Origin of the sequence: Micromonospora echinaurantiaca (assembly GCF_900090235.1) — a bacterium.
Classification (GTDB): domain Bacteria; phylum Actinomycetota; class Actinomycetes; order Mycobacteriales; family Micromonosporaceae; genus Micromonospora; species Micromonospora echinaurantiaca.
Window position 1 is genome coordinate 602501 of sequence record NZ_LT607750.1, and the last position, 25000, is coordinate 627500.

The following is a 25000-nucleotide window of genomic DNA, read 5'->3' on the forward strand; positions in this document are numbered from 1 at the left end:
GCACAGGGGCCATTGCGAGCCTGATACCTCAGAGTCATTTCGATGACTCTGAGGTATCAGGCTCGACCGGTGTACGTCTCTGCCGGCTGCTGCCACTGTCGAGCCGACCGTTCGGTCAGCGCGCGGCCAGCGGCCGGGGCCGAGCCTCATCGGCCAGGGCTCGGCGACCCGACCGGGTCGTCCGGCCTGCCGGTTCCGAGCGATAACGGCCGGGGCCGGCGCGGGCTTCCGCCCCCGCCGGCCCCGGCCGGTCACGCCGCTCAGGCGCTCCGGGCGTCCTTGGCGCGCGCCTTGAGCGCGCGGACCACGCCGTCGCGGCCCTCGGCGACCAGCCGGCGCAGCGGGCCCGGGTGGCCGTCGGCCGCCAGCCAGGCGTCGGTGGCCGCCACCGTGTCGTCCTCGACCAGGTACGCCGGGTACGCCAGCTGCGCGAACTCCTGGGCCGGCTCGCTGTCCCGGCTGGCCCACACCTGGCCCACCGCGGCGAAGTACTTCTCCCGGTAGGGCGCGACCAGCTCGACCTGCGCCGGGTGGGTCAGGCCCTGCAGCAGCGCCCGGTGCCGCCAGTTCGGCAGCGCCTCCGGGCCGGTCAGCTGCGCCCAGACGGCGGCCTTGTTCTCCGCCGTCGGCACCAGCGCGTGCGCGTACGCGGCCTCCCGCTCGCCGCTGGCCGTGCGGTCGGCGGCCAGCTCGGCCTCGATCTCGGCCGGGCCGGCCGCGCCGTTGGCCACCAGCGCGCCGAGCACCGCCCAGCGCAGCTCGGTGTCGATGGTGAGGCCGGTCGGCACCTCGCCGCCCGCCAGCCAGCCGCGCAGCGTGGCCAGGTCCTCCGCGGAGCGGGCCGCCGAGGCGTACGCCCGGGCCCAGGCGAGCTGGAAGCCGCTGCCCGGCTCCGCGGCGGCCAGCGCCGCCCGGGCGGTACGGGCCAGCTCGGCCCAGCCGGTCGGCGCCCAGGCCGGGTCGGCGTAGAAGGTGAGCGTGGTGGTGGCCTGCCGCAGCGTCGCGGTGACCAGGTTGATGTCGCTCTCGGCGGGCAGCCCGGCCAGCACCAACGCCACGTAGTCGCGGGCGGCCAGCTCGGCGTCCCGGGTCATGTCCCAGGCCGCCGTCCAGCAGAGCGCGCGGGCCAGCGACGACTCCAGGCCGGCGATGTGCTGCACCACGGTCGCCATCGACCGCTCGTCCAGCCGCAGCTTGGTGTAGGTGAGGTCGTCGTCGTTGAGCAGCAGCACGTCGGCGGCGCGAACCCCGCGCAGCTCGGCCAGCTCGGTCCGCTCGCCGGTCACGTCCACCTCGAGCCGCTGGCGGCGCACCAGCCGGCCGCCGGTGAGGTCGTAGAGGCCCACCCCGATCCGGTGGGTACGCAGCGTCGGGTGCCCGGCCGGTGCCTCCTGCCGGATCACCACCTGCTGGTAGGCGCCGTCGGTGTCGATCGTCACCTCGGGGCGCAGCGTGTTGACCTGCGCGGTCTCCAGCCACTGGGCGGCGAACTTACGCAGCTCCCGGCCGGAGGCCGTCTCCAGCTCGGAGAGCAGGTCGTCGAAGGTGGCGTTGCCCCAGGCGTGCTTGCCGAAGTACGTCCGCAGGCCGGCCAGGAACGGCTCCTCGCCCACGTACGCGACCAGCTGCTTGAGCACGCTGGCACCCTTGGCGTAGGTGATGCCGTCGAAGTTGACCTCGACCGCCTCCAGGTCGGGCATCTCGCAGTAGACCGGGTGGGTGGAGGAGAGCTGGTCCTGCCGGTAGCCCCAGTTCTTCCGGATGGACAGGAAGGTGGTCCACGCGTCCTGGAACCGGGTGGCGTGCGTGTTGCACCAGTGGCTGGCCCACTCGGCGAACGACTCGTTCAGCCACAGGTCGTTCCACCAGCGCATGGTGACCAGGTCACCGAACCACATGTGCGCCAGCTCGTGCAGGATCGTGTTCGCCCGCTGCTCGTACTCGAAGTCGGTAACCTGCGAGCGGAAGATGTAGTGCGACTCGGCGTGCGTGACGCAGCCGAAGTTCTCCATCGCGCCGGCGTTGAAGTCGGGCACCCAGAGCTGGTCGTACTTGGGCAGCGGGTAGCGGACGCCGAACTTCTCGTGGAAGAAGTCGAAGCCCTGCTTGGTGATCAGGAAGAGGTCGTCGGCGTCCAGGTACTGCGCCATCGACGCCCGGCAGAACACCCCCAGCTCGATGCCGTCGTGGCTGTCCCGCACCTCGTGATAGGGGCCGGCGCAGAGCGCGGTGATGTAGGTGCTCATCCGGGCCGACTCGGCGAAGTGGACGGTCTTCAGGCCCTCGCCGGCCGGCTCCTCGCGCGCCACCGGCATGTTCGACACCACCCGCCAGTGCTCCGGCACGGTGGCCCGCCAGGTGTACACGCTCTTCAGGTCGGGCTGGTCGAAGCAGGCGAAGACCCGCTGCGCGTCGGCCGTCTCGAACTGGCTGTAGAGGTAGGTCTCGCCGTCGACCGGGTCGACCGTGCGGTGCAGCCCCTGCCCGCTGTTGGAGTACGCGAAGTCGGCGTCGACCACCAGGACGTTCTCGCTGTCCAGGCCGGACAGCGTCAGGCCCTTCTCGGCGGACCAGTCGCCCAGGTCGACCGGCTCGCCGTTCAGCGTCGCCGAGCGCATCGAGTCGGCGGCCACCTCGATGAAGGTGCTCGCTCCCGGCTCGGCGCAGCGGAACCGGACCTCGGTGGTCGATCGGAAGGTGCGGCCCTCGGCCGCCTGGACGGCGCTCGACAGGTCCAGACTGATGTCATACCCGGTCACGTCGAGCAGGCGGGCCCGCTCGGTCGCCTCGACCTGCGTCAGGTTGCGCACTCCCGGCACGTTCGTCTCCATCCCATTCTCGCCGTACGCCGCGGCGGCGCCCGTCCGCCGGCCGCTCGTGGCGGCCGGTCGGATCCGAGTCTTGCATGCACCGGCGGTCCGCGGTGGTCGAGGTCACGCTCTCGTTCCGGTACCGCGCCACGGCGCCGGGGGCGAAGATCGGGGTGAGGCGCCGGAACCCCGGCGTCACCCGTCGTGAAGGGACCTCACCGTGACCGAGCGTGCCGCCGTCGACATGTGGTTCGACCCCCTCTGCCCGTGGGCGTGGATCACCTCCCGTTGGCTGCTGGAGGTCGAGCAGGTGCGGGACGTGGACATCCGCTTCCACGTGATGAGCCTGTCGGTGCTGAACGAGGGACGCGACCTGCCCGAGCAGTACCAGGAGCTGATGCGGACCGGCTGGGGCCCGGTGCGGATCTGCATCGCGGCGGAGCAGCGGCACGGCTCCGAGGTGCTGCGCAAGCTCTACACCGCCCTCGGCACCCGGATCCACCTCGGCAAGCAGATCCTCGGGCCGGAGCTGTACGCCGCCGCGCTGATCGACGCCGGGCTGGACCCGACGCTGGCCGAGGCGGCCGGGAGCACCGAGTACGACGAGGCGCTGCGGGCCAGCCACGAGGCGGGAATGCGGCCGGTCGGCACCGACGTGGGCACCCCGGTCATCCACGCCCCGGGCCCGGACGGCGGCCAGGTCGCCTTCTTCGGCCCGGTGGTCACCCCGGCCCCGAAGGGCGAGGCCGCCGGCCGCCTCTGGGACGGCGTCCTGCTGGTCTCCGCCACCCCCGGCTTCTTCGAGCTGAAGCGCTCCCGCGACCTCGACCCCATCTTCGACTGACCCACCCGCCCCACCCGCCCCCGCACTCTCCCCGTCGATCAAGGGGTTCGGGTCAGATCCGAGCGGATACCTGACCGAACTCCTTGATCAACGGCAGGGGGGGCGGGGAGCGCGCGGGCCGGGGGGTGGGGGTGGGTGGGGCGTCACCGGGGTGGTGGGGGGCTCGTTGGCCTCCATGTCCGCCGCAGCGACCCGCAGGGCCGCACCCCGCAGCTCGTGGAGGCATCCCGATGGCCAAGCACCGTGCGTCCGTTGACGATTCCCCGAGCGGTGAGGAGGTGGCCGACAGCCCCGACCCGGCGTACTGGTCGGTCGACGACTCACGCTGGCCGGCGCTCCGGCCCGACCTTCCCCCGGACGTGGTGGACCTGCTCGCCCCGCCGATCGTGGTCGGCGTGGCCCGGGTGCCGGCGACCTCCCGACTGACCCCGCCCGCCACCGACCGGCCCGCGCCGGTGGTGGCCACCCGGCCCGCGGCCGCGCCCACCCGGCCGGCGGTACCCGCGCCGCTGGGCGCGCCGATCGGTGCGGCGGATCCGGTCGGCCCGGTGGGCGGTCGCCGGGGCCCGCACGCCGCCTCCACCACCCATCGCCGGCCGACTCCCGCCGGCCGGCACCGCCGCCCGGCGGGTTCGCCGGACCGTACCGACTGAGCTGGGCCCCGGCGCTCTTTCATCTGGTGGACGCCGTGCGGGTCCGCGGTCGCCGGCCGGCCCGCCCCGGGTAGCGTCAGCGGTCATGACGGTCGTGCATCCGATCGCCCGGGCCTGGATCACCACTGGCGGCACCGGCGCGCAGAACTACGACGAGTTCGCCGACGACGCGGAGATCACCGCGATCATCGAGGCGAACCCGCACAGTGCCCTCGGCATCGAGATGCCGCACCGGGCGCCGGAGAGCCTCGGGAAGTCCTTCCTCGACGCCCTGCCGGACGCGGTCGCCCGGCTCGCCGAGGCCAAGGCGGACGGCAGCTACACCCCGGCCGAGCAGGTCGTGGTGCTCTACCGGATCAGCGCACCGGGGGAGGAGCCGGCGTACGGCCTCTTCGCGATGGTGGACACCGACCAGATCTCCACCCGGGCCGACGAGCCCGGTCTGGTGATCCGCAACGAGGACGTCTTCATCGCCAAGGTGCGCGAGCGGGTGGCACTGGCCGAGGCGTTGGGTCACCTGCTCTCGCCCGTACTGCTGCTGCAGACCGGGCGGGGCGACGAGCTGCACGCCGCGCTCGCGGCGGCGACCGAGGCGGCCGGGGCGCCGGCCGCCACCGACACCGACCAGGCCGGGCGCACGCACGCCATCTGGCTGGTCGGTCCCGGGCCCGAGCAGGACGAGCTGACCGCGCTGGCCGGTGGCGGCGAACTGGTCGTCGCCGACGGCAACCACCGCAGCCTGGCCGCCCAGACCGGCGGGCTGCCGCGCTTCCTGGCGGTGGTCACCACGCCCGCGTCGGTGGCCATCCAGCCCTACAACCGGCTGGTCAGCGAGCTGACCACCACGCCCGACGAGCTGCTCGACCGGCTGCGCGCCGCCGGCGCGCGGGTCACCCCGATCGACGGCCCGGTCGAGGTCCCGGCGGCCGGCGGCACCGTACACCTCCGGCTCCCCGGCCAGGGGTACGCGGTGACCCTGCCGGTCACCGGCGACGGCCGGCTGGAGAACCTCGACCACGCCCTGGTCGAGCGGCTGCTGCTGCGCGATGCGCTCGGGCTGGACCCGGGCGACAAGCGGATCACCTACGTCGGCGGCGACTACCCGGCGAGCTGGCTCACCGGCGAGGTCGACGCCGGCCGGGCGGAGCTGGCCGTGCTGATCGCCCCGGTGACCGTGGACGACTTCGTGGCGGTGAACCTGGCCCGGGAGAAGATGCCGCGCAAGAGCACCTGGTTCACCCCGAAGGCGCGCGGTGGCCTGGTGGCCGCCGAGCTGGCCGGCTGAGCTGTGACGAATCCGCCCCCGGGCGCCGCCCGCGCGGCGTCCGGGGGTGGCGGCCTGACAGACTGCGCGGTATGCGCGTCTACCTGGGATCCGACCACGCCGGTTTCGAGTTGAAGGTGCACCTGGCCAACCACCTGGCCACGCAGGGCTACGACGTGGTCGACGTCGGCCCGCACGCCTTCGACCCGGACGACGACTACCCGGCGTTCTGCCTGCACACCGGTGACCGGGTGGTGGCCGACGCGGGCAGCCTGGGTGTGGTGATCGGCGGCTCCGGCAACGGCGAGCAGATCGCCGCCAACAAGGTCGCCGGGGTCCGGGCCGCGCTCGCCTGGAACATCGAGACCGCCCAGTTGGCCCGCGAGCACAACGACGCGAACATCGTCGCCGTCGGCGCCCGGCAGCACACCCTGGCCGACGCGACAGCCATCGTCGAGGCGTTCCTCGCCACCCCGTTCTCCGGCAACGAGCGGCACTCCCGGCGCATCGCCCAGATGGCCGAGTACGAGCGCACCCGGACCCTGCCCGCCCTGCCGGCCTGACGCTGCCGGTTTGACGCCGCCCGCCGGACCGCTGTCGGCCCCGCCCCCGCACCGCCCAGTCCCCGCCGGTGCGGGGATCCGTCGGGTTCAGCGGCGGGGCAGGTCCTCCCGGGGCACCCAGTTGCGGCGCACGATCACCACGCGCTCCTCGGCCTCGGCCAGGTCCGCCTCGCTCGGCCGGGCGGCGTCCCGGGCCCGCATCGCGGCGGTGACGCTCACCTGGGACGAGCCGGAACCGACCAGGCCGCGCAGCCCGCGCTCACCCTCGCGGTCCTCGGGCGGGCCGCCCCGCCGCCCGCGCGGCGGGTCGCCGCCGTCGTGCACCCCGGCGGTGGTCGCGCTCGGGCCGTCGACGGCCCCTGTCTCCTCGCCGCCCGGCTGGTGCCTGAGCCGGCGCCGGCGCCGTTCCGCGTCGCCGAGTCGCCGTCGTTCCGCGTCCCGCATCAGCCGACCGTACCGGCTTGTGGGTCAGAACACCTCCATGCCGGCCGGGGCGCGGTGCCAGCCGAACGCCGGCCCGGCGGCGGCCAGGGCGCCGGGGCGCAGCTCGTGGACCCGGCCCGCGGCGGCCAACGCCCCCAGCCCGGCCCCGCCGAGGTAGAGCTCGCCGAGGCAGCGCACGTCACAGGCCAGCGCCGCCGGCCGGTCGGTCGGTACGCACTCCGCACCGTCCGGGCCGCCGGTCAGCCGCCACCGGCCGGTGTTCCCCGGCAGCAGCTCGTCGGTGATCTCGATCACCAGGTCCACCCCGGTGGCGTACCGGCGGGCGGCGAGCGCGGCCGGCACGTCGACCACCCGCAGCCAGAGCGCGTCGACGAGCTGGGCGCCGAGCCGACGCGGCTCGTTGACCAGCCGCAGCAGCGGCTCGTCCACCGCCGCCGCCCGGAAGGTCAACTGCCGGGTCAGGTCGATGGAGAGCAGCATCCGCCACAGCGCCGCGTACGCGTCGGGAGTGATGGCCACCACCTCGTCGACGAGGGTGTGCCCGCGGGGCCCGGAGTGGTCCCACTCGGCCCGGGTGCGGAACAGCCCGTACCCGTCGACCCCGTCGGGGCCCTCGTGCAGCACCACCCGCCGCTCGGTGGCGCCCCCGCGCTGGGTCGCCGGGTCGCCGAGCACGTACCGCCACCAGGCGGCGTTCCGGCTCGACCAGCCCGGCCGGTCGGGGCGCACCCGGTCGTACACCCGGGCCAGCTCGGCCTGGCGCGCGGCCAGGCGGTCCAGGCGCAGCCGGCCCGCCTCGGGCGCCGGCCCGGGCAGCCGCAGCTCGCCGGTGGCGCACTCCAGCGAGAGCCGCTGCGCGGCCAGCCCGTAGCCGAACCGGGGGTAGATCCGCCCCTCGGTGGCCCAGAGCACGGCCACCGGCTCCCGGCCGGCGTCGGCGAGCTGCCGCAGCTGGTGGCGCATCAGCGAGGTGAGCAGGCCGCGGCGGCGGTGGGTCGGCACCACCCCGACCATGCTGACGTGGGCGGCCGGCACAGTGCCGCCCGGCACGGTTAGCCGGCGGGTGAAGGCGGTGGCGCTGGCCACCGGTTCGGTGCCGTCGCGGATCAGCAGCGCCCGCTCCGGCTCGAAGAGGCCGCGTTCGATCTCGTGCGTCTCGGCGTCGAACCCGCTGTGGAACAGGTCACCGAGCATCCGGGAAAGCTCGTCGAAGTCCTCGGCGCGGGCCGGCAGCGGGGAGTTCGTCACCGCTCGTGTCTAACCGACCGGTCCGCCGTCAGCGACCGATTTGCCGGCTGGCTACCCTCGAAACCGGGACGGCGACCGGTAGGCCGCCGCCGGTCCAGGGGAGGGGACGAGATGGCAGACCAGACGCAGCCGTGGGCGGAGCGGACCGTCGAGGTGCCGCCGCAGCCGGGTGCCGCGGTGCCGCCGCAGCCCGGCGTCGGGGTGCCCTCGCAGCGCGACGCGTTCCGGCCGGGGGTGGCGTCGGTCGGCCGGCCGCGGACGCCGCGCACCGAGCCGTTCCCGGTCGTCGAGGAGCCGACCGGCACCGGTTGGCCGGGCGGGCCTTCGCCACGGCGGCCGATGAGCTGGCACATGGCGCAGTTGCGGCGTGGCGGCGAGTGGAGCGCGGCCGGCGTGCTCTTCGCCTTCGTCTGCTGGGGCATCTGGGCGATCTCCGGCGGTGGCGACCTGACCGGCCCGTTCCTGATCTTCGTGCTGAGCCTGCTGGTGGCGGCCGGGCTCTTCACGCTCGCCCGGCTGCTCGGCCGGGTGGTGCTGGAGCGGCAGCTGGGCCGGGTACGCCGCAGCGCCCGCGGCGCGCACCTGGTGACCGCGGTCTTCCTGGCCGGCCTCGGCATCGCCTACCTGCAGCAGACCGAGTGGGTCGTGTCGGCCTGGAACTGGATCACCAACAACTGATCTCCCCGGTACGCCCCGGACGGGCCGGCCTGCCGCCGCCCGCCCGGGGCGTCCGATCGCGGGTACCGCGACCGAGGTCGTCTCTCCACCAGGACGGCCGCTGCTTACCCGGCCGGCCGCGGATCATCCGTGGCCGGGCGCGCCGACCGTGTCGCTGATCGATGGCTCAGTGGGAGCCGCCGTGCCCCTCGGCGTCCGCCCGGGGCGAGGCGACCCGGGCGGCCGGGTCCTCGACGCCCGGCTCGCCGCCGCCCGGGGCCACCATGCCGTCGTAGTTGTAGACCGTGCCGTCCTCGCCGTGCCGCTTCGTGGTCCGCACGTAGCGGTGGATCATCCCGTCGATCTCCAGTTCCAGCAGCGCGCTGTCGCCGGCGTCGTGGGTGCTGCCGTCGCGCGGCCCACCGACCAGGTGCGCCTTCGTGTTCGTGTCCATAGCCGATGCCCTACCCGGGGCGTCCCACCGCAAAACGGGCGGCCGACGCGGCCGGCACGGGTGGCGGGCGGGGGCGCGGGCGGCGGGCCGGCGCGGGCGGCGCGGGCGGCGCGGGCGGCGGGCTGGGGCTACTGCTCGGCGAAGCGGTAGAGCACGTAGTCCTTGTCCGCGCCGCAGACCACCACGGTGGTGTTCCACGAGCAGGTGTCGCTCCGGACGTCCTTGAGCTGCCCCAGCTCGACCACCTTGCCCGAGCTCACCGGCACCCCGGCGACGCTGCGGTCGTCGGAGACCGAGCTGAGCCGATCGGCGAAGACCAGCAGGTTGCCCGCGTCGATCCGGACCGCCACCCCGTCCCGGTCCTTCAGCACCCCGCTGCCGTCCGGACCGAACAGCGTGCTGGCCGACTCCGGCGAGGTACGCCGGGCCAGCACGTGCTCGCCGAGCGGCACCAGCACGGTCGCCTCCGGCGCCGGCCAGCGCTCCGCGCGCTCCTCGGTGACCGCCACCACCTCGGTGGTCTTCGCGTCGCCACCGGCCACCTCGAGCAGGCAGACCCGCCGTTCGCCGCAGGGCACCAGCGCCTCCGGCCGCCGTCCGTCGCCGGCGGTGTAGAGCAGCTCCGGCTTCGCGTCGCTGGTCAGGTCGTACGCCAGCAACTGGTAACGCGACTCGTCGTCGGCCACGTAGAGCCGGTCGCCGTGCGCCATCACCAGGTCGTCGAGGTCGGCCGCCCCGGCGCGGGTGCGGATCACGGTCCTGGTGTCGGTGTCGATCAGCCGTACCGAGCGATCCGCGCCGACCTGCACGATCCGGCGGGCGTCACCCCGCCACGGGTCGCGCGGGGCGCCACTGGGGTACGCCGGTCCGCCCAGCGCCTCGTCGGTGGTGACCCGGTACACGCTGGTGCGGGCGCCGCCGTACTCGTCGCGCGGGTTGGCCAGGGTCCAGGCCTCGGCCCCGTCGTCCAGTCGCAGTCCGACCAGCCGGTGCAGGGTCCGGTCGACCAGCACCGCGACGTTCTCGGCGAAGAGCACGTCGTCGTCGCCCCGGATCGGCTCGTCCCACCGCCGGTCACCGGACGCGCCGTCGAGGACGATCAGGTCCCGCGGGGTGTCGCTGGAACTGGCGTCGGCGAAGACCGCCACCGCCCCGGGCAGCGCGACGATCCGCTCCCACCGCTGGGTGGATGACCCGACCTGCCGGCGCCACCGCTGCCCGCCGGTGCGGGTGTCGACCGCGACCACCTCCAGCCGGCCGTCCGGCAGGGGGTGGGCGAGGTAACCGTGGTCGCCGAGGACCGCTGTGAACATGTCCGTCGGGCGCTCCTCGCCGGCGGGGATCCGCTTCACCTCGGCGACCGGGTTCTGCCACTCCAGGGCCGGGTAGCGGTCCCGGGTCAGGTACAGCGCGGCCGCCACGGAGACGCCGGCGAGCGCCAGTACGGCACCGAGCGTTATCCACAGCGCCCGGCGTCGGAAGACGCGGGGGCCGCCGGGCGGCGGCGACACCGGCGCGCCGGAGACGGGTACGCCGGGCCAGCCCAGTGGCGGCGCGACCGGCCCGGCCGGGGGCGCGCCGGGCGGCCCGCCGACCGGCGGCCGCGGCTCGGGGAGGGTGGCGGGCGGCGGGGGCGGGCCGACCAGCGTGGCCGCCGGCGGCGCAGCGGCCGCGCTGGGCGCCGGGACGGTCGGTGCTGTCGGGGCATGGCCCGGCGTCGCCGGGAGGCCCTGCTGGGCCGGCGCCGAGCCGGCCGGGACCGGCGGCGGTGCGGCCGGGCTGGTCGGGTGCGCGGCGGGCACGGTCTGTGGCGGCGGTCCGGCCGGAGCCGGCGGTGCGGCTGGGCTGGTCGGGGGCGCGGCGGGCACGGTCTGCGGCGCTGGCCCGGCGAGCCCGTCGGGGTGGGCGCCATGGTGCGCCGGGACCGGTGGTGGCGCGGCGGGGCTGACCGGGTGCGGTGCCGCCGGGGTGGTCTGCGCCGGGGCCGCGGCGGGCACGGTGGGCCCGTCGCCCGGGGCCGGGACGGGCGCCGGCGCGGCGGGTGGCGGGGCCGGGACGGGCGGCGGCGGGGCGAGCGCGGGCGCCCCGAATCCGGCCGCCACCCGGGCCGGGCGGGGCAGCGGCAGGTCGGTCAGCGCGCCCTCGGCCACCGGCAGCTCCGGTTGCTCCAGCACCGTCGGCGCCACCCCGAGTTCGGCGTGCAGCAACCGGGCCACCAGCGGGGTCCGGGTGGCGCCGCCGACCAGGAAGAGACCGGCGAGCTGCTGCGGGTGCAGGCCGGCCGTGTCGAGCACCTCGCGGGTGACCGCCACCCCCCGGCGCAGCAGTGGGGTGGCCACCCGCTCCAGGTCGTCCCGGGTGAGCGGGACCGCCGCGTCCACCCCCGGTACGGCGACCGGCGCGACGGTGGCCCGGGAGAGCATCTCCTTGGCGCCCCGGACGTTCTCCCAGAGCTGGTGGCGGTCCCGCCACTGGGTGGTCGACTCCGGCCGGGTCAACGTCGCCCAGCGCTCCGGATGCGCGCTCGCGACCAGTTCGCCAAGCCGGTCGAACAGGGCTGCGTCCACGTCCAGGCCGCCGAGGTCCGCGGCGCCGCCCGCGGCCACCACGGTGAATCCCGAGTCGCCCCACGGGTCGGCGCCCTCGTTGCGCAGCACGGCGACGTCCAGGGTGCCGGCGCCGAAGTCGAAGACCGCGACGGTGCCGCCGACCGGCACCGGCCGGCGCAGCACCTGGGTGTAGTAGCGGGCGGCGGCCACCGGTTCGCGCAGCAGCCGGGTCCCGGGCGGGGTGGGGCCGGACATGGTGTGCTCGGCCGCGGATGGCCACCCGGCCAGCGCCAGCGCGTCGCTGAGCACCTGGCGGCGCGGCGCGTCCCAGGTCGCCGGGCAGGTGAGCACCGCCGGGGGCAGGAAGCCGACCGCCTCGACCGCGGCCCGGGCCACCGCGTGCAGGGTGGCGGCCAGCAGTTCCGCCGGGGGATAGCGCCGGTCGCCCAGGGCCACCGCGGGTTCGTCGATCCGCCGCTTCGGGTGCGGTTCGTACCGGCCCGGCTCGGTGCGGGCGAGTCGCTGGGCGTCGCGGCCGGCGTGCAGCACCCCGTCCGCGTCGGCGTACACACCGGAGGGGATGATCGGCTGGCCGTCCAGCAGCAGCGGGCGGGTCTGCCCGTCCGGGCGGCGGAGCACCGCTACCGTGTTCGACGTGCCCAGGTCGACGCCGAGGGCGTACCCCTCGTGCTGGCCTGCCATCTGCCGATACCTCCGCGCGGGACGAGGGGATGCCCGGTCCCGCATGGTACGCAGCCCGCGCCGCCACCGGGTCGGCCGGTCGGCCCGACGCGCCGGTCCGTCGTATGACCGAGCCGGGATGAAATCCATGCATTGCCATCTATCGATTGAGTTGCGTACGCTCCCGCCATCACAGCTACGGCGTGGTCACGAGCCGCGCCGTCGAGGCTTGGAGGGACCCATGGTGCGTTGGCGCAGACTCGTCGGCCGGATGGCGGCCGTGTTGGCGGTGGTCACCGCCGGAACGTTCGTGGCGGCCGTGCCGGCCAACGCGGCGCCGGACGACGGCATGACCCCGTACGTCGTCGGCGGGACCCGGGCCGCGCAGGGCGAGTTCCCGTTCATGGTCCGGCTCTCGATGGGCTGCGGCGGGTCGCTCTACAGCCCGCGGCTGGTGCTCACCGCGGCGCACTGCGTCGGCCGTACCGGCACCAACACCAGCATCACCGCCACCCTCGGCGTGGTTGACCTCCAGTCGTCGAGCCGGATTCAGGTCCGGTCCAACTACGTCTACCGGGCGCCGGGCTACAACGGCGCCGGCAAGGACTGGGCGCTGATCCGGCTCGCCACCCCGGTCACCTCGCTCAGCACCCTAAAGATCGCCAACACCACGGCGTACGACAACGGCACCTTCACCGTCGCCGGCTGGGGCGCGGCCCGGGAGGGTGGCCCGCAGCAGCGCTACCTGCTGAAGGCGACCGTCCCCTTCGTCGACGACACCACCTGCGACAACTACTACGGTGGCGACATCATCCCGAGCGAGGAGATCTGCGCCGGCTACGCCAGCGGCGGCGTGGACACCTGCCAGGGTGACTCCGGCGGCCCGATGTTCCGCCGGGACGCCACCAACGCCTGGATCCAGGTCGGCATCGTCAGCTGGGGCTACGGCTGCGCCCGGCCCAACTACCCCGGCGTCTACACCCAGGTGAGCACCTTCGCCTCGGCCATCGCGTCGGCCGCCGCCAGTCTCGGCGGCTGACCGTACGGTGGTTGGTGGCCCGGCCGCGTCCGGCGGCCGGGCCACCGGCGTGCCGGTCGGGAGCTCAGGCCTCCGCGCCGATCACCCGCTCGCGGCGCAGCCAGGCGGCGAATCCGTCCTCGTCGACGCCGCCGGTGCTGTCGCCCGCCGCGGCGAGCACCTCCGGGTGCCCGTCGGCTATCGCGACGCCGAGCCCGACGGCGGCGAACATCGGCAGGTCGATCGGCATGTCGCCGAACGCGACGGCGTACTCGGGCGGCACGTCCAGCGCGGCGAGGGCGCGCCGCACCCCGCTGGCCTTGTCGACGCCGGCCGGGGCCGCCTCGACGACCCGATGGCCGGCCTGGCCGAAGCTCGCGACGACCGGCGCGGCACCGACGGCGGAGAGCGCGGCGATCAGCGCGGGCGGACCGAGACCGGGATGGCACACGGCCGCCACGCACGCGTCGACCTGCGGCAGCCACCGCCGCTCCACCACCGCTCGCGGTCCGAAGTGGTCGACTCCCCGGACGGCCCGGTAGGCCGCGGTCATGAACCAGGCCCGACCGTCGTAGACCGCCACCTCCGCCTCCGGCAACTGCCCGGAGAGGCGGTCGAGCAGCCCGACGAGCGTCTCGCGCGGCATCCGTTCCCGCCAGAGGTACCGGTCACCGGCCGGGTCGTAGCCGATCGCTCCGGTGCAGCAGACGGCGATGGAGATCAGCGGGGCGAGGCCGCCCAGCGCGCGGATTCCCGCCGGGGTCCGGGCGGTGGCCGCCACCAGCGGAATCCCGGCCGCCCGCAGTGCCCGGCAGGCCGCCACCGTCGCCTCGCTCGCCGTGCCGTCGGCCCGGACGATCGTGCCGTCCAGATCGGTGACCACGGCCCGTACGTCCCGTCGCCCGCCCACCGGACGGATCCTGCCATGCCGTCGGCGGTCGCGTCGGCAAGCTAGGTTGTTGCGCTAGCTAGATGGCGGCGCTAGGTTGTCGGCGTGATCTTTCCAGCAGGTCTGGGCGGCGCCGGATGAACCAGGAACGGCGGGCGCAGTGGCTGCGCGGGGTGCTCGACCTCTGTGTCCTCGGGCTGCTCAGCCGGGGAGAGTCCTACGGCTACGAGCTGTCGCAGGCGCTGAAGGCCAGTGGGCTCGGCACCGTGCAGGGCGGCACGCTCTACCCGGTGCTGCTGCGGTTGCAGCGCTCGGGCCTGCTCACCGCGCACTGGCGGGAGGGCGAGACCGGCCCGGCGCGCAAGTACTACCGGATCAGCCCGGCCGGCAGCGCGGCGTTGCGTACGGCCGCCATCGACTGGACCGCCTTCGCCGCGAGCGTCGGCACGATTCTGCACGAGGAGTCGAACCGGTGAACCACAACGCCTGGCTTGCCGCCCTCACCGGCGAGCTGCGCCGGCACGGCGTCGGGCCCGACCTGGCCGGACACGTCGTCGCCGAGGCCGCCACCCACCTGCGCGAGAGCGGGGAACCGCCGCTGCGGGTCTTCGGGCCGCCCGACGTGTACGCCCAGGCGGTCGCGGACAGCCTCGGCGGCCCAGACCAGCGCCCGCCCCGCCGGCAGCCGGGCCCGGTCCGGCTCGCGGCCCAGGGCATCAGCAAGCGCTACCGGGGCCGGACCGTCCTGGACCGGGTCGACCTCACCGTCCGGGCGGGGGAGATCGCCGCGGTGGTCGGTGCCAACGGGGCCGGCAAGAGCACCTTCCTGCGGATCTGCGCCGGAATGCTCAGCCCGGACGCCGGCACGGTGCGGGTGCACGGCACGCTCGGCTACTGCCCGCAGGACGGTGGCACCGCCGAGTTCCTCGACCCGGACGAGCACTTCGTGCTGGTCGGTGCGGGCCGGGGCCTGAACCGGGCCGCGGCCCGCCGGGCCGGCCGGGCCGGAGCCGCCGTGCTGGACTGGGCGCCGCCGGCCGGCACCCAGGCGCGGCACCTCTCCGGCGGTACGCGCCAGAAGCTGAACCTGGTGCTGGCCCAGCTCGGTGAACCGGACGTGCTGCTGCTCGACGAGCCCTACCAGGGTTTCGACCGGGGCACCTATCTCGACTTCTGGCACGAGGTGTGGCGGTGGCGCGACGCCGGCAAGGCGATCGTCGTCGTCACCCACCTGCTCAACCAGCTGGACCGCGTCGACATCGTGCTCGACCTGACCGCCGCCCGGGAGCCCCGCGCATGACCAAGATCCTCGTGGTGGCCGAGAGCGCGCTGCGCGAACTGCTGCGCCGCCGTTCCGTGCTGCTCATCCTGCTGCTGTTGCCGCTGGCCTTCTACCTCAGCCGTCGCGGCGATCACCTCGGCCAGTCGATCCGGTTCGTCTGCCTCGGGCTGGGCTGGGCGTTGAGCACCGCCGCGCTCTTCGCCGGCAGCGCGGCGCGCGGGATGGAGCCCCGGCTGCGGCTGTCCGGCTACGGCAGTCTGCACCTGGTGCTCGGGCGGTTGCTCGCCCTGTGGACGGTCGGTGTGCTGCTGTCCGCGCCGTACTTCGTGCTGATCCTGGTCGACCAGCACGACGTCCGGTACGGCGCGATCGCCCTCATCATGGCGTTGACGGTGGCCGTCGCCACCCCGTTCGGCCTGCTGCTCAGCGCGGCCCTGCCCCGCGAGCTGGAGGGCACGCTGGTGCTGCTGACGATCGTCGGCCTGCAGATGGTGATGGACCCGGCCGACACCACCACCCGGGCGCTGCCGTTCTGGTTCAGCCGCGAGATCGGCACGTACGCCATCGACCACACCGACGGCGGCTACCTCGTCCGGGGGCTGACCCAGGGGCTCACGTTCGCGGTCGTGCTCACCGTGCTGGTCGCCGTGGCCGCCGCGGTCCGGCTCCGCCACCGCCGGCACCTGCGGTTCGCCCAGCCGTGATCCAGGCCGTCGAGCTCACCAAGCAGTACGGCGGAGTCCGCGCCGTGGACGGCGTGAGCTTCTCGGCCAGACCCGGCAGGGTGACCGGGTTCCTCGGGCTCAACGGCGCGGGCAAGACGACGACGCTGCGGATGCTGCTCGGTCTGACCCGACCGACCGCCGGCGCGGCGTTGATCAACAACAGCAGGTTCCGCGACCTCGTGAACCCACCGGCACAGGTCGGTGCGGTCCTCGAACAGGGCCTCAGCCATCCGGGGCAGACCGGGCGGGCGCACCTGGTCGCACAGGCCATCGCGGCCGGTGTGCGCCGTTCACGCGCCGACGAACTGCTCGACTACGTCGGGCTGGCGCGTGCCGCGGACCAGCGCAGTGGCGACTACTCGCTGGGCATGCGTCAGCGCCTGGCGGTGGCGACAGCACTGCTGGGTGACCCGCCGGTGCTGGTGCTCGACGAGCCGGCGAACGGCCTCGACCCGGAGGGCATCGCGTGGCTTCGCCGACTGCTGCGGGACCATGCCCGGCAGGGCGGGACGGTACTGATCTCCAGTCACCTGCTCTCCGAGTTGGCGCAGCTCATCGACGACGTCGTCATCATCGCCAAGGGGAAGATCAGATGTGCGGCGCCGCTGGCCAGCCTGTACGGGACCGCGGGTCACCGACTGCGAATCCGGGGTCGCGACCCCCGACGTCTCCGGCAGGCGTTCGAGAGTTTCGGGGCTCGGGTCACCACCGACGGACACACCCTGGAGGTGGTGGGACTGTCCCCCGAGGCCGCGGGTGACATCGCCTTCAACGCGGGGGTGCCGCTCCACGAGTTGACCGTCGACACCCCGAACCTCGAACAGATCTTCCTCGACCTGGCGGCCGGCTGATGATCGCGTTGGTGAGCAGCGAGCTCTACCGAGCCGTGACGATCCGGTCCAGCCGGGCCTCCATCGTCGTGTTCGGCGTGCTGGGCATGCTGTTCGGCGTTCTGAACATCGACGCCTGGGCACTGCTGGCCGGGATGGGCGCGTTCGGGATCGCCGTCATGATCGTGGCCCAGCACCATCAACACCGGACGGCCGTCCTGCTGTACCTGGCCCGACCCCGACGGGCGCTGGTCCTGGTCAGCCAGGTCATCACCAGCGTGATCGTGGCGACGGGCTTCGCGGCGATCAGCGGCGTCACGGTGGTCGCCAGGGATGAAGCGTCCCGCTACCAGGCCATCCTGACCGTCGTGCCGATCATCGCCGGGTTCGCTGCCGCGAACGCGGCGATCGTCCGTCGGCCCACCTGGCTGTTCCTCGGCTACGCCGGATGGTTCGTCTTCGTCGAGGGCCTGATCGGCAGGTTCGAGGCGCCGCTGCCGTTCTCCTCCTTCCTGGGTGCCGGCGCCGGCGACCACCGGAGCCTCCTTGTCGCCGCTGCCTGGACCGTCCTGGCAGGCGCGGCGGCGGTCATCGCCGTCCGCCGCGACCTGGCGAGCGACTGACCACGGCCCGGGCACTCGTGGACCGTCCGGCCTCCCCGGACGGGTGACGCCCCGGAATAGCAGGACCGTCAGAGGCCGAACATCGGACGGCAGGCCGACAGCCCCTCGACCCTCGCCGTGGGCCGGCTCTGCTGAGCCCACTTCGCCCTGGTGAGCCGTAGGCGGTCGGAGACCACGGCCTCCTCGCCGCGAGCGTCGACCGAGATGCCGTCGGGCTCGTAGCCGAGCTTGCGGGAGACGCCCTGCGAGGCGTGGTTGTCCTGGAACACCTCGGTGAGCGCGGCCCGGGCGTCGAGGTGGTCGAACGCCAGCGTGAGCAGACCGACCCGGGCCTCGGTCCCGTAGCCCCTGCGCTGGTGCTCGATACCGAGCCAGGAGGAGGTCGTGACCTCCCGGACCACCGGGAAGTCGCGGGCTCGGAGCGTGACGACGCCCAGCGGCTCTCCGTCGCGGAAGACCCCGAGCCCGAGTTGCCACGCTGCCACGCTCCACCCGCCGAGCCGGCTCCAGTGACCCTGCAGCACGACCCGCGCCCGGTCCTCGGGAGTGCCGTCGGTCCACGGCGTCAGGAACGGACGTTCGTCTGGGCGGTGGACGCCTCTGCCGGCGAGGTGGGCGAGGACCGCCAGTTCCTCCTCGCGGGGCAGGCGCAGCTCGAGTCGTGGCGTGGAGACGGTCAGGCCATACAGGGGCCACAGGTCGGCAAGCACGAGCTCGATCATCGTGACCAGCACCTGGCCGCGCCACCGGGTTACCGAGCAGCCCGGGCACGGGCAGGTGGAAGCGGTTGTCGTGGAGCAGGCGACGGGAATCGAAACCGCACCGTCAGTTTGGAAGGTGCCTTGATCTGCCGGCACGCGCTCGCGGCGGCACTGGTGATCGGGTGGCCTTCCTCCCGGACAGTCACGGCTCGGAGCTGGTAGGAGCTGCTGTTGACCCTTGTTGACCGACCTCACGGGCACGTAACCGGCACGACCGGCTCTCCGCCACCACCGACACCCTGTTCGTGATCGCCGCGGTTGTGCGGCCTACTGGTGCGTCAGCGGCAGATACCGCTCCCGGCCGCTCTGCTCAGTCGTCTGCGTGAACCCGGCCGCCTCCAGGATCGCAGCGAACTTAGCCCGTCTGCGTCGACGAATGGAGACCAAAAATAGGGTGACAGACATCAGCGCCGCCCAGGTGACGGCGGCGACAGCCGCGGCGGCGGTGGGGGACGTCCCTCCTAGCCCGAGCCGCACACCGAGGATCGCGCACAGCACGGTGAGGACGACATAGAGGAGCCACGTTCGCTGCTTGTCGTCGTTCCAGCCCTCGAGGTCGTAGCTGATACGGGCCTTGAACAGATCCAGCACGTCGGCAGGCACGGGGGGCAGTGCGCCCCCGGTGGAAGCATCCGGGTACTGCACTCGGTTCCGCTCGGCCCTTTCGCGGGCCTGCGGACGGGGGTCGGGTACGAAGAACAGCTGCGGTCCGTTGCGGTGTCGCTGCCGTGTGTCCGTGTACGCGTAACCGAATTGCTCGGCAACAGCGGCCATAAGGGCGAGTGAGCGCAACGTGGCCACCTGCTCGACCTCCACCGGCTGCCCGCCGGCCATCTTCCGCAACATCTTCCGCACGTGCCGCTGTCCCACCAGCGATCCCCCATCACATCGTTGATCAGACTTGCACAGCCTCTCGCTCGGGAAAGGCCGGAGGTCCATCCACCAGTGCCACGGTCCCGGTTGAGCCGAGCCACCGTAGCGGGTTCGAGACATGCCGCAGGGAAGCGGGCCGCCGCTCGGCCCCCCATGTCAAGCGGGCCTTGACGGCTCGTGCGGGCGCTGCCGGAATCTTTGGCCCGCCCAAGTCGGCTGCCGGCCGTCGCTCCGTCACCATTCCGGCGGCTATCCGCCCGGATCTCCGGCGTCACCTGCGCGACTTCGTAGCCGACGACTCTGACGCCCTGGTTTTCACCGGCGCGAAGGGTGCTGCCCTGCGCCGCTCCAACTTCCAGAAGGCGGCCGGTTGGTCCGCCTCTGTGGCTGCTGCCGGTCTGCCCGGCTTCCACTTTCACGACCTGCGGCACACCGGGACCACCCTCGCCGCTGGCACTGGTGCCGGCCTGGCCGACCTGATGGCGCGCATGGGACACGGCTCGACCCGCGCCGCGATGATCTACCAGCACGCGACAGCCGAGCGTGACAAGTCCATCGCGGGAGCGCTCAGCGCCAGCATCGCCAAGGAACGCGATCGGGCACGTAGCGGGCACACCCGGAAGGGCAAGCGATAAGTATGGATGCGGCCCAGGTCGGAAGTTACCTCTGACCTGGGCCACCATCGCTGAGCGGGCGACGGGAATCGAACCCGCACCGTCAGTTTGGAAGACTGAAGCTCTGCCATTGAGCTACGCCCGCGTACGCCCCGACAGCACGGGGCGCGCCGACAGCGTACCCAATCCCCTCCCCGGACGCGCAGCCGTGTGCCGGCGCGCCGATCGCCAAGATCCGCACTCCTGCACGGAAAGAGTGGCCTCCCGTTGCGCGGAGGCCACTCTTTCCGTGCAGGAGTCGCCTCGCCCGGCGCCGGGGCCGCCTGCGCCACCCCGGGATCACGCGAGCCGGTGTCCGTCGCCTCGCCCCGCGCCCAGGGGCAGCGCGGCGCCCGGGGAGACGCGAGCGGGGTGTCCGGTTGGTATGCGTTCGGCGGGTTGGGGGAGGACCCGACACGTCCGGTGGGGCGCGACGGCATACACTTCTCGTCGCCACGGGGTGTGGCGCAGCTTGGTAGCGCACTCGCTTTGGGAGCGAGGGGCCGTGGGTTCAAATCCCGCCACCCCGACTGTCGTCCGCGGCCGGTGCCACCGGGCCCGCCGTTCGTGCGGTGCCCGGCCGCTGCCGGCGTGCCTGGCCGGCTCGCCTACACTCGATGGGCCAATTGCGCCCAGACTCAAACCGAGATCCGTCAAGGAGTACGCCTGTGAAGAGCACCGTCGAGACTCTGAGCCCGACGCGCGTGCGGCTCGCCATCGAGGTGCCGTTCGTCGAGCTCGAGCCGAGCCTCAAGAAGGCGTACCGGGAGATCGGCCAGCAGGTCCAGGTTCCCGGCTTTCGCCGTGGCAAGGTGCCGGCCGCCGTGATCGACCAGCGGGTGGGCCGGGGCACCGTCCTCAACGAGGCGGTGCAGGAGGCCATCCCGCAGAACATCCTCGCCGCGGTCCGCGAGCACGACCTGAAGACCCTCGGTCGCCCCGAGGTCGAGATCACCGAGTTCAACGACGGTGACTCGCTGAACTTCACCGCCGAGGTCGACGTCCGGCCGGAGATCACCCTGCCGGACCTGTCCACCGTCGAGGTGACCGTCGACGAGCTGCAGATCGACGACAGCGAGATCGACGAGCAGGTGAAGAACCTGCGCGAGCGGTTCGCCACCCTCAAGACCGTCGAGCGGGCCGCCCAGGAGGGCGACTACGTCCAGATCGACCTGAACGCGACCGTCGACGGCGAGGACGTGCCGGGCGGGTCGGCGAGCAACATCTCCCACGAGGTGGGCAGCAAGCAGCTGCTGCCGGGCCTGGACGAGGCCCTGGTCGGCCTGGCCGCCGGCGAGAGCACCACCTTCACCACCCAGCTCGTCGGCGGCGACTTCGCCGGCCGCGACGCGGAGGTGGCGGTGACCGTGCGCACCGTCAAGGAGAAGGAGCTGCCGGAGCTCAACGACGAGTTCGCCCAGATGGCGAGCGAGTTCGACACCATGCAGGAGCTCCGCGACGACCTCCGGGAGCGGGTCGCCCGCGGCAAGCGGGTCGAGCAGATCTACGCCGCCCGCGACAAGGCCCTCGAGCAGCTGGTCGAGGCCGCCGACGTGCCGGCGCCGGAGGGGGTCGTCCGCGAGGAGGTCGAGAGCCGCAAGCAGGCGATGGTCGACCAGCTCGAGCGGATCGGCGCCTCGCTGGAGGAGTACCTCGCGGCCGAGGAGAAGACCGAGGAGCAGATCGACACCGAGCTGACCGAGGCGGCCACCCAGGGCGTGAAGATCCAGCTGCTGCTGGACACCCTCGCCGACGCCGAGGACGTCCAGGTCTCCGACGACGAGTTCGGTCACGAGATCGTGCACCGGGCCCAGCGCGCCGGGATGGCTCCGCAGCAGTACTACGACCAGCTGGTGCGCTCGGGCGCGGCCGGCGCGGTCTTCGGTGACGTCCGGCGCGGCAAGGCGCTGGCCTCGGTCATGGAGCGGATCAAGATCACCGACACCGCCGGCAACGAGGTCACCCTCGACGCGCTGCGCGCCGCGAACGAGGCCGAGCACGACCACGAGCACTGATCGACAAGGCGGAGGCCGCCGTCCGCCGTTCGCGGTGGACGGCGGCCGAAACCCTTTTCGGGGTACGCATTCGGCGCAGCTGCGCTGAGAGCGAACAGTGCCCCGACCGGGACTCTGCGGCCCGGCCGAGCGGTTAGTGTCGGGTAGGACGGTACGGAGAGCGAAGGGCTGCCATGACCGACATGCACATCCCAGCGAAGCCGCTCCGGGCGATCGAGGCCCGCGGTGGCGACAACATTGGCAACCTCGACGACTCGGTCTACAACCGGTTGCTCAAGGAGCGGATCATCTTCCTGGGCAGTGAGGTGACCGACCAGGTCGCCAACCGCATCTGCGCGCAGCTGCTGCTGCTCGCCGCGGAGGACCCGGACCGCGACATCAACCTCTGGATCAACTCGCCGGGTGGCTCGGTCTACTCCGGCATGGCGATCTACGACACCATGCAGTTCATCGACAACGACGTGTCGACCGTCGCCATGGGCATGGCGGCCTCCATGGGCCAGTTGCTGCTCTGCGCCGGCACCAAGGGCAAGCGCTACGCCCTGCCGCACGCGCGGATCATGATGCACCAGCCCTCCGGCGGCCTGGGCGGCACCGCGTCCGACATCGCCATCCAGGCGGAGCAGATGCTCTACACCAAGCGGATGTTCCAGGAGCGGGTCGCGCACCACACCGGCCAGAGCCAGGCGCAGATCGAGGCGGATTCGGACCGCGACCGCTGGTTCACCGCCCAGGAGGCCATGGACTACGGCTTCATCGACAAGGTGATCATCGGGGCCGCGCAGGTTCCGGATGGCGCCGGGACCCTGAGCTGAGGAGCTGACGATGACCGATCTGAGCCTGCCGCCCCAGTTCGCGGCCGTGCACAACCGCTACGTCCTGCCGTCGTTCGTCGAGCGCACGTCGTACGGGGTCAAGGAGTCGAACCCGTACAACAAGCTCTTCGAGGACCGGATCATCTTCCTCGGCGTCCAGGTCGACGACGCGTCGGCCAACGACGTGATGGCGCAGCTGCTGACGCTCGAGGGCACCGACCCGGACCGCGACATCATCATGTACATCAACTCGCCGGGCGGCTCGTTCACCGCCATGACGGCGATCTACGACACCATGCAGTACGTCCGGCCGGACATCCAGACGGTCTGCCTGGGCCAGGCCGCCAGCGCGGCGGCGGTGCTGCTCTCGGCGGGCACCCCGGGCAAGCGGATGGCGCTGCCGAACTCCCGGATCATCATCCACCAGCCGGCCACCGAGGGTGGCTACGGGCAGGGCTCGGACATCGAGATCCAGGCCCGGGAGATCCTGCGGATGCGGACCCAGCTGGAGGAGATGCTCTCCCGGCACTGCAACCAGCCGATCGAGAAGGTCCGCAAGGACATCGACCGTGACAAGATCATGACGGCCGAGGAGTCCCGCGAGTACGGGCTGGTCGACACGATCCTGACCAGTCGCAAGAAGGGGCTGCTGGCCGCGAACGCCGCCAGCTGACCGGTACCGGGTCGGAGGTCGGCCGGGGTTCGCTCCCGGCCGACCTCTGACACACCCGTTTTGGGGGTCGGAGAAAGCCCCGCCAGCGGGTAACGTCGGGTCTGTGCCGCTTCGCCGGTGGATCCGGCGGGGTGAAGGAGACGGACGGAGCACAGCGTCCGCAGGTCAGGGCCGGGGTTCCGGCCGATGAGTGCAGGGAGAACGTAGGTGGCACGGATCGGTGACGGCGGCGACCTACTGAAGTGCTCCTTCTGCGGCAAGTCGCAGAAGCAGGTCAAGAAGCTCATCGCGGGCCCCGGGGTCTACATCTGCGACGAGTGCATCGATCTCTGTAACGAGATCATCGAAGAGGAGTTGGCCGAGTCCGGCGAGGTGAAGTGGGAAGAGCTTCCCAAGCCGATGGAGATCTGCCAGTTCCTCGACAACTACGTCGTCGGGCAGGACCAGGCCAAGAAGGCGCTCTCCGTCGCGGTCTACAACCACTACAAGCGGATCCAGGCCGAGGCGGCCGGTGCGCCGGGCTCCGGCAGCGACGCCGTCGAGCTGGCCAAGTCCAACATCCTGCTGATCGGTCCGACCGGCTGCGGCAAGACCCACCTGGCGCAGACCCTGGCCCGGATGCTGAACGTGCCGTTCGCCATCGCCGACGCCACCGCGCTGACCGAGGCCGGCTACGTCGGCGAGGACGTGGAGAACATCCTCCTCAAGCTGATCCAGGCCGCCGACTACGACATCAAGCGCGCCGAGACCGGCATCATCTACATCGACGAGGTCGACAAGATCGCCCGTAAGTCGGAGAACCCGTCGATCACCCGCGACGTCTCCGGCGAGGGCGTCCAGCAGGCGCTGCTGAAGATCCTGGAAGGCACGGTGGCCAACGTGCCGCCGCAGGGTGGCCGTAAGCACCCGCACCAGGAGTTCATCCAGATCGACACGACCAACGTGCTGTTCATCTGCGGTGGCGCGTTCGCCGGCCTCGACCAGATCATCGAGTCCCGCACCGGGCAGGGCGGCACCGGCTTCGGCGCCCGCCTCCGGTCGGTCTCCGAGCGGTCGACCGACGACATCTTCGGCCAGGTCATGCCGGAGGACATGCTGAAGTTCGGCCTGATCCCCGAGTTCGTCGGCCGGCTTCCGGTGATCACCAACGTGCGCAGCCTCGACCGGCAGGCGCTGGTGCGCATCCTCACCGAGCCACGCAACGCTCTGGTCCGGCAGTACCAGCGCCTCTTCGAGCTGGACGGGGTCGAGCTGGAGTTCGACCAGCCGGCGCTGGAGGCGATCGCCGACCAGGCCATGCTGCGGGGGACGGGCGCCCGAGGGCTGCGGGCCATCATCGAGGAGGTCCTGCTCTCCACGATGTACGAGGTGCCGAGCAACCCGGACGCGGCCCGGGTGCTGATCACCCGCGAGGTCGTCCTGGAGAACGTCAACCCGACCATCGTCCCGCGTGAGTTCACCGGCCGGCGCGCCCGGCGGGACCGCGAGGAGAAGTCCGCCTGATCCACCGGTCACCGGCGACGCCCGCGGTCCACCGGAGGGCGTCGCTGACGGCCCGTCCCGCGCCAGCCGACGCTGTCGCGGCGGCGCTTCCGCCCGTACGCTGAAGGCCATGCGTGTCGCCGTCTGCCAGCTCAACGCCCGCGACGACCGGAAGGCCAACCTCGCCGCCGCGG

Annotated in this window: 25 protein-coding genes and 2 tRNA genes (1 of these 27 only partly in view); 18 read left to right on the forward strand and 9 right to left on the reverse strand. The window is 73.0% G+C overall.

What is annotated here, in order from left to right:
- Positions 1–260 precede the first annotated feature (260 nt).
- Positions 261–2810, reverse strand: a complete 2550-nt coding sequence (gene pepN / locus GA0070609_RS02795) for an aminopeptidase N (RefSeq protein ID WP_088997450.1) — start codon at positions 2808–2810, stop codon at positions 261–263.
- 244 nt (positions 2811–3054) lie between these two features.
- On the opposite strand from pepN, the gene GA0070609_RS02800 reads away from it, so the two are divergent.
- The 4 genes from GA0070609_RS02800 to GA0070609_RS02815 all read left to right on the forward strand — a co-directional run bounded on the left by GA0070609_RS02800 (position 3055) and on the right by GA0070609_RS02815 (position 6134).
- Positions 3055–3654 carry a mycothiol-dependent nitroreductase Rv2466c family protein gene (locus GA0070609_RS02800; protein WP_408630653.1) on the forward strand — a complete coding sequence of 200 codons (600 nt, stop codon included), beginning with the start codon at positions 3055–3057 and terminating at the stop codon, positions 3652–3654.
- A gap of 230 nt (positions 3655–3884) precedes the next feature.
- On the forward strand, positions 3885–4307 hold the full coding sequence (locus GA0070609_RS02805; RefSeq protein WP_157748041.1) for a hypothetical protein: 423 nt from the start codon (positions 3885–3887) through the stop codon (positions 4305–4307).
- 85 nt (positions 4308–4392) lie between these two features.
- Complete coding sequence (locus tag GA0070609_RS02810; protein WP_088992344.1) at positions 4393–5592, forward strand: DUF1015 family protein; 1200 nt, start codon at positions 4393–4395, stop codon at positions 5590–5592.
- A gap of 71 nt (positions 5593–5663) precedes the next feature.
- Positions 5664–6134, forward strand: a complete 471-nt coding sequence (locus GA0070609_RS02815; RefSeq protein ID WP_088992345.1) for a ribose-5-phosphate isomerase — start codon at positions 5664–5666, stop codon at positions 6132–6134.
- Between the two features lie 87 nt (positions 6135–6221).
- On the opposite strand, the gene GA0070609_RS02820 is transcribed toward GA0070609_RS02815, so the two are convergent.
- Together GA0070609_RS02820 and GA0070609_RS02825 are read right to left on the reverse strand one after the other, a co-directional pair.
- Positions 6222–6578 carry a hypothetical protein gene (locus GA0070609_RS02820; RefSeq protein WP_088992346.1) on the reverse strand — a complete coding sequence of 119 codons (357 nt, stop codon included), beginning with the start codon at positions 6576–6578 and terminating at the stop codon, positions 6222–6224.
- Between the two features lie 24 nt (positions 6579–6602).
- The gene (locus GA0070609_RS02825) at positions 6603–7826 is read right to left on the reverse strand and encodes a GNAT family N-acetyltransferase (protein ID WP_088992347.1); all 1224 of its coding nucleotides are present in this window, start codon (positions 7824–7826) and stop codon (positions 6603–6605) included.
- A gap of 111 nt (positions 7827–7937) precedes the next feature.
- Between GA0070609_RS02825 and GA0070609_RS02830 the strand changes: the two genes are divergently transcribed.
- Positions 7938–8504: a hypothetical protein gene (locus GA0070609_RS02830; protein ID WP_088992348.1), complete on the forward strand. Its 567-nt coding sequence runs from the start codon at positions 7938–7940 to the stop codon at positions 8502–8504.
- A gap of 166 nt (positions 8505–8670) precedes the next feature.
- On the opposite strand, the gene GA0070609_RS02835 is transcribed toward GA0070609_RS02830, so the two are convergent.
- Both GA0070609_RS02835 and GA0070609_RS02840 read right to left on the reverse strand, forming a co-directional pair.
- Complete coding sequence (locus tag GA0070609_RS02835; protein WP_088992349.1) at positions 8671–8937, reverse strand: hypothetical protein; 267 nt, start codon at positions 8935–8937, stop codon at positions 8671–8673.
- A gap of 128 nt (positions 8938–9065) precedes the next feature.
- On the reverse strand, positions 9066–12188 hold the full coding sequence (locus GA0070609_RS02840) for an Hsp70 family protein (RefSeq protein WP_088992350.1): 3123 nt from the start codon (positions 12186–12188) through the stop codon (positions 9066–9068).
- Between the two features lie 220 nt (positions 12189–12408).
- Between GA0070609_RS02840 and GA0070609_RS02845 the strand changes: the two genes are divergently transcribed.
- The gene (locus GA0070609_RS02845) at positions 12409–13206 is read left to right on the forward strand and encodes a S1 family peptidase (RefSeq protein ID WP_088992351.1); all 798 of its coding nucleotides are present in this window, start codon (positions 12409–12411) and stop codon (positions 13204–13206) included.
- 64 nt (positions 13207–13270) lie between these two features.
- On the opposite strand, the gene GA0070609_RS02850 is transcribed toward GA0070609_RS02845, so the two are convergent.
- On the reverse strand, positions 13271–14095 hold the full coding sequence (locus GA0070609_RS02850; RefSeq protein WP_088992352.1) for an HAD family hydrolase: 825 nt from the start codon (positions 14093–14095) through the stop codon (positions 13271–13273).
- Positions 14096–14211: 116 nt separating this feature from the next.
- Between GA0070609_RS02850 and GA0070609_RS02855 the strand changes: the two genes are divergently transcribed.
- The 5 genes from GA0070609_RS02855 to GA0070609_RS02875 are packed head-to-tail and all read left to right on the forward strand — an operon-like array spanning position 14212 to position 17534.
- Positions 14212–14550, forward strand: a complete 339-nt coding sequence (locus GA0070609_RS02855; protein ID WP_088992353.1) for a PadR family transcriptional regulator — start codon at positions 14212–14214, stop codon at positions 14548–14550.
- The gene (locus GA0070609_RS02860; protein ID WP_088992354.1) at positions 14547–15374 is read left to right on the forward strand and encodes an ABC transporter ATP-binding protein; all 828 of its coding nucleotides are present in this window, start codon (positions 14547–14549) and stop codon (positions 15372–15374) included. The genes GA0070609_RS02855 and GA0070609_RS02860 overlap by 4 nt, the downstream gene beginning before the upstream one ends.
- Complete coding sequence (locus GA0070609_RS02865; RefSeq protein WP_088992355.1) at positions 15371–16060, forward strand: ABC transporter permease; 690 nt, start codon at positions 15371–15373, stop codon at positions 16058–16060. The genes GA0070609_RS02860 and GA0070609_RS02865 overlap by 4 nt, the downstream gene beginning before the upstream one ends.
- On the forward strand, positions 16057–16932 hold the full coding sequence (locus GA0070609_RS02870) for an ATP-binding cassette domain-containing protein (protein WP_088992356.1): 876 nt from the start codon (positions 16057–16059) through the stop codon (positions 16930–16932). Before GA0070609_RS02865 ends, GA0070609_RS02870 begins: the two co-directional genes overlap by 4 nt.
- Positions 16933–16943: 11 nt before the next feature.
- Positions 16944–17534, forward strand: a complete 591-nt coding sequence (locus GA0070609_RS02875) for a hypothetical protein (protein ID WP_157748042.1) — start codon at positions 16944–16946, stop codon at positions 17532–17534.
- A gap of 68 nt (positions 17535–17602) precedes the next feature.
- On the opposite strand, the gene GA0070609_RS02880 is transcribed toward GA0070609_RS02875, so the two are convergent.
- Positions 17603–18256 (reverse strand): GNAT family N-acetyltransferase, encoded by a 654-nt coding sequence (locus GA0070609_RS02880; RefSeq protein WP_231928511.1) that lies wholly within the window; start codon positions 18254–18256, stop codon positions 17603–17605.
- Positions 18257–18562: 306 nt separating this feature from the next.
- Positions 18563–19165 carry a hypothetical protein gene (locus tag GA0070609_RS02885; RefSeq protein WP_172899251.1) on the reverse strand — a complete coding sequence of 201 codons (603 nt, stop codon included), beginning with the start codon at positions 19163–19165 and terminating at the stop codon, positions 18563–18565.
- Between the two features lie 170 nt (positions 19166–19335).
- On the opposite strand from GA0070609_RS02885, the gene GA0070609_RS34025 reads away from it, so the two are divergent.
- Complete coding sequence (locus GA0070609_RS34025) at positions 19336–19803, forward strand: tyrosine-type recombinase/integrase (RefSeq protein WP_231928512.1); 468 nt, start codon at positions 19336–19338, stop codon at positions 19801–19803.
- A gap of 53 nt (positions 19804–19856) precedes the next feature.
- On the opposite strand, the gene GA0070609_RS02895 is transcribed toward GA0070609_RS34025, so the two are convergent.
- Positions 19857–19927: transfer RNA gene (locus GA0070609_RS02895), tRNA-Gly, on the reverse strand.
- A 350-nt stretch (positions 19928–20277) separates the two neighbouring features.
- Here GA0070609_RS02895 and GA0070609_RS02900 point away from each other — a divergent pair.
- From GA0070609_RS02900 to GA0070609_RS02925, 6 genes are all read left to right on the forward strand, one after another.
- A tRNA-Pro gene (locus tag GA0070609_RS02900) sits at positions 20278–20351 on the forward strand.
- Between the two features lie 138 nt (positions 20352–20489).
- Positions 20490–21836 (forward strand): trigger factor, encoded by a 1347-nt coding sequence (gene tig / locus GA0070609_RS02905; protein WP_088992360.1) that lies wholly within the window; start codon positions 20490–20492, stop codon positions 21834–21836.
- A 173-nt stretch (positions 21837–22009) separates the two neighbouring features.
- On the forward strand, positions 22010–22651 hold the full coding sequence (locus tag GA0070609_RS02910) for an ATP-dependent Clp protease proteolytic subunit (protein ID WP_088992361.1): 642 nt from the start codon (positions 22010–22012) through the stop codon (positions 22649–22651).
- A 10-nt stretch (positions 22652–22661) separates the two neighbouring features.
- Positions 22662–23324, forward strand: coding sequence for an ATP-dependent Clp protease proteolytic subunit (locus GA0070609_RS02915; RefSeq protein ID WP_088992362.1), 663 nt, complete (start codon positions 22662–22664; stop codon positions 23322–23324).
- Positions 23325–23531: 207 nt separating this feature from the next.
- Positions 23532–24827 (forward strand): ATP-dependent Clp protease ATP-binding subunit ClpX, encoded by a 1296-nt coding sequence (gene clpX / locus GA0070609_RS02920; RefSeq protein WP_088992363.1) that lies wholly within the window; start codon positions 23532–23534, stop codon positions 24825–24827.
- Between the two features lie 109 nt (positions 24828–24936).
- Positions 24937–25000 carry the start of a carbon-nitrogen hydrolase family protein gene (locus GA0070609_RS02925; RefSeq protein ID WP_088992364.1) on the forward strand. The gene runs 734 nt beyond the window's last position, so only the first 64 of its 798 coding nucleotides appear in the window; it begins with the start codon at positions 24937–24939; its stop codon lies beyond the right edge, outside the window.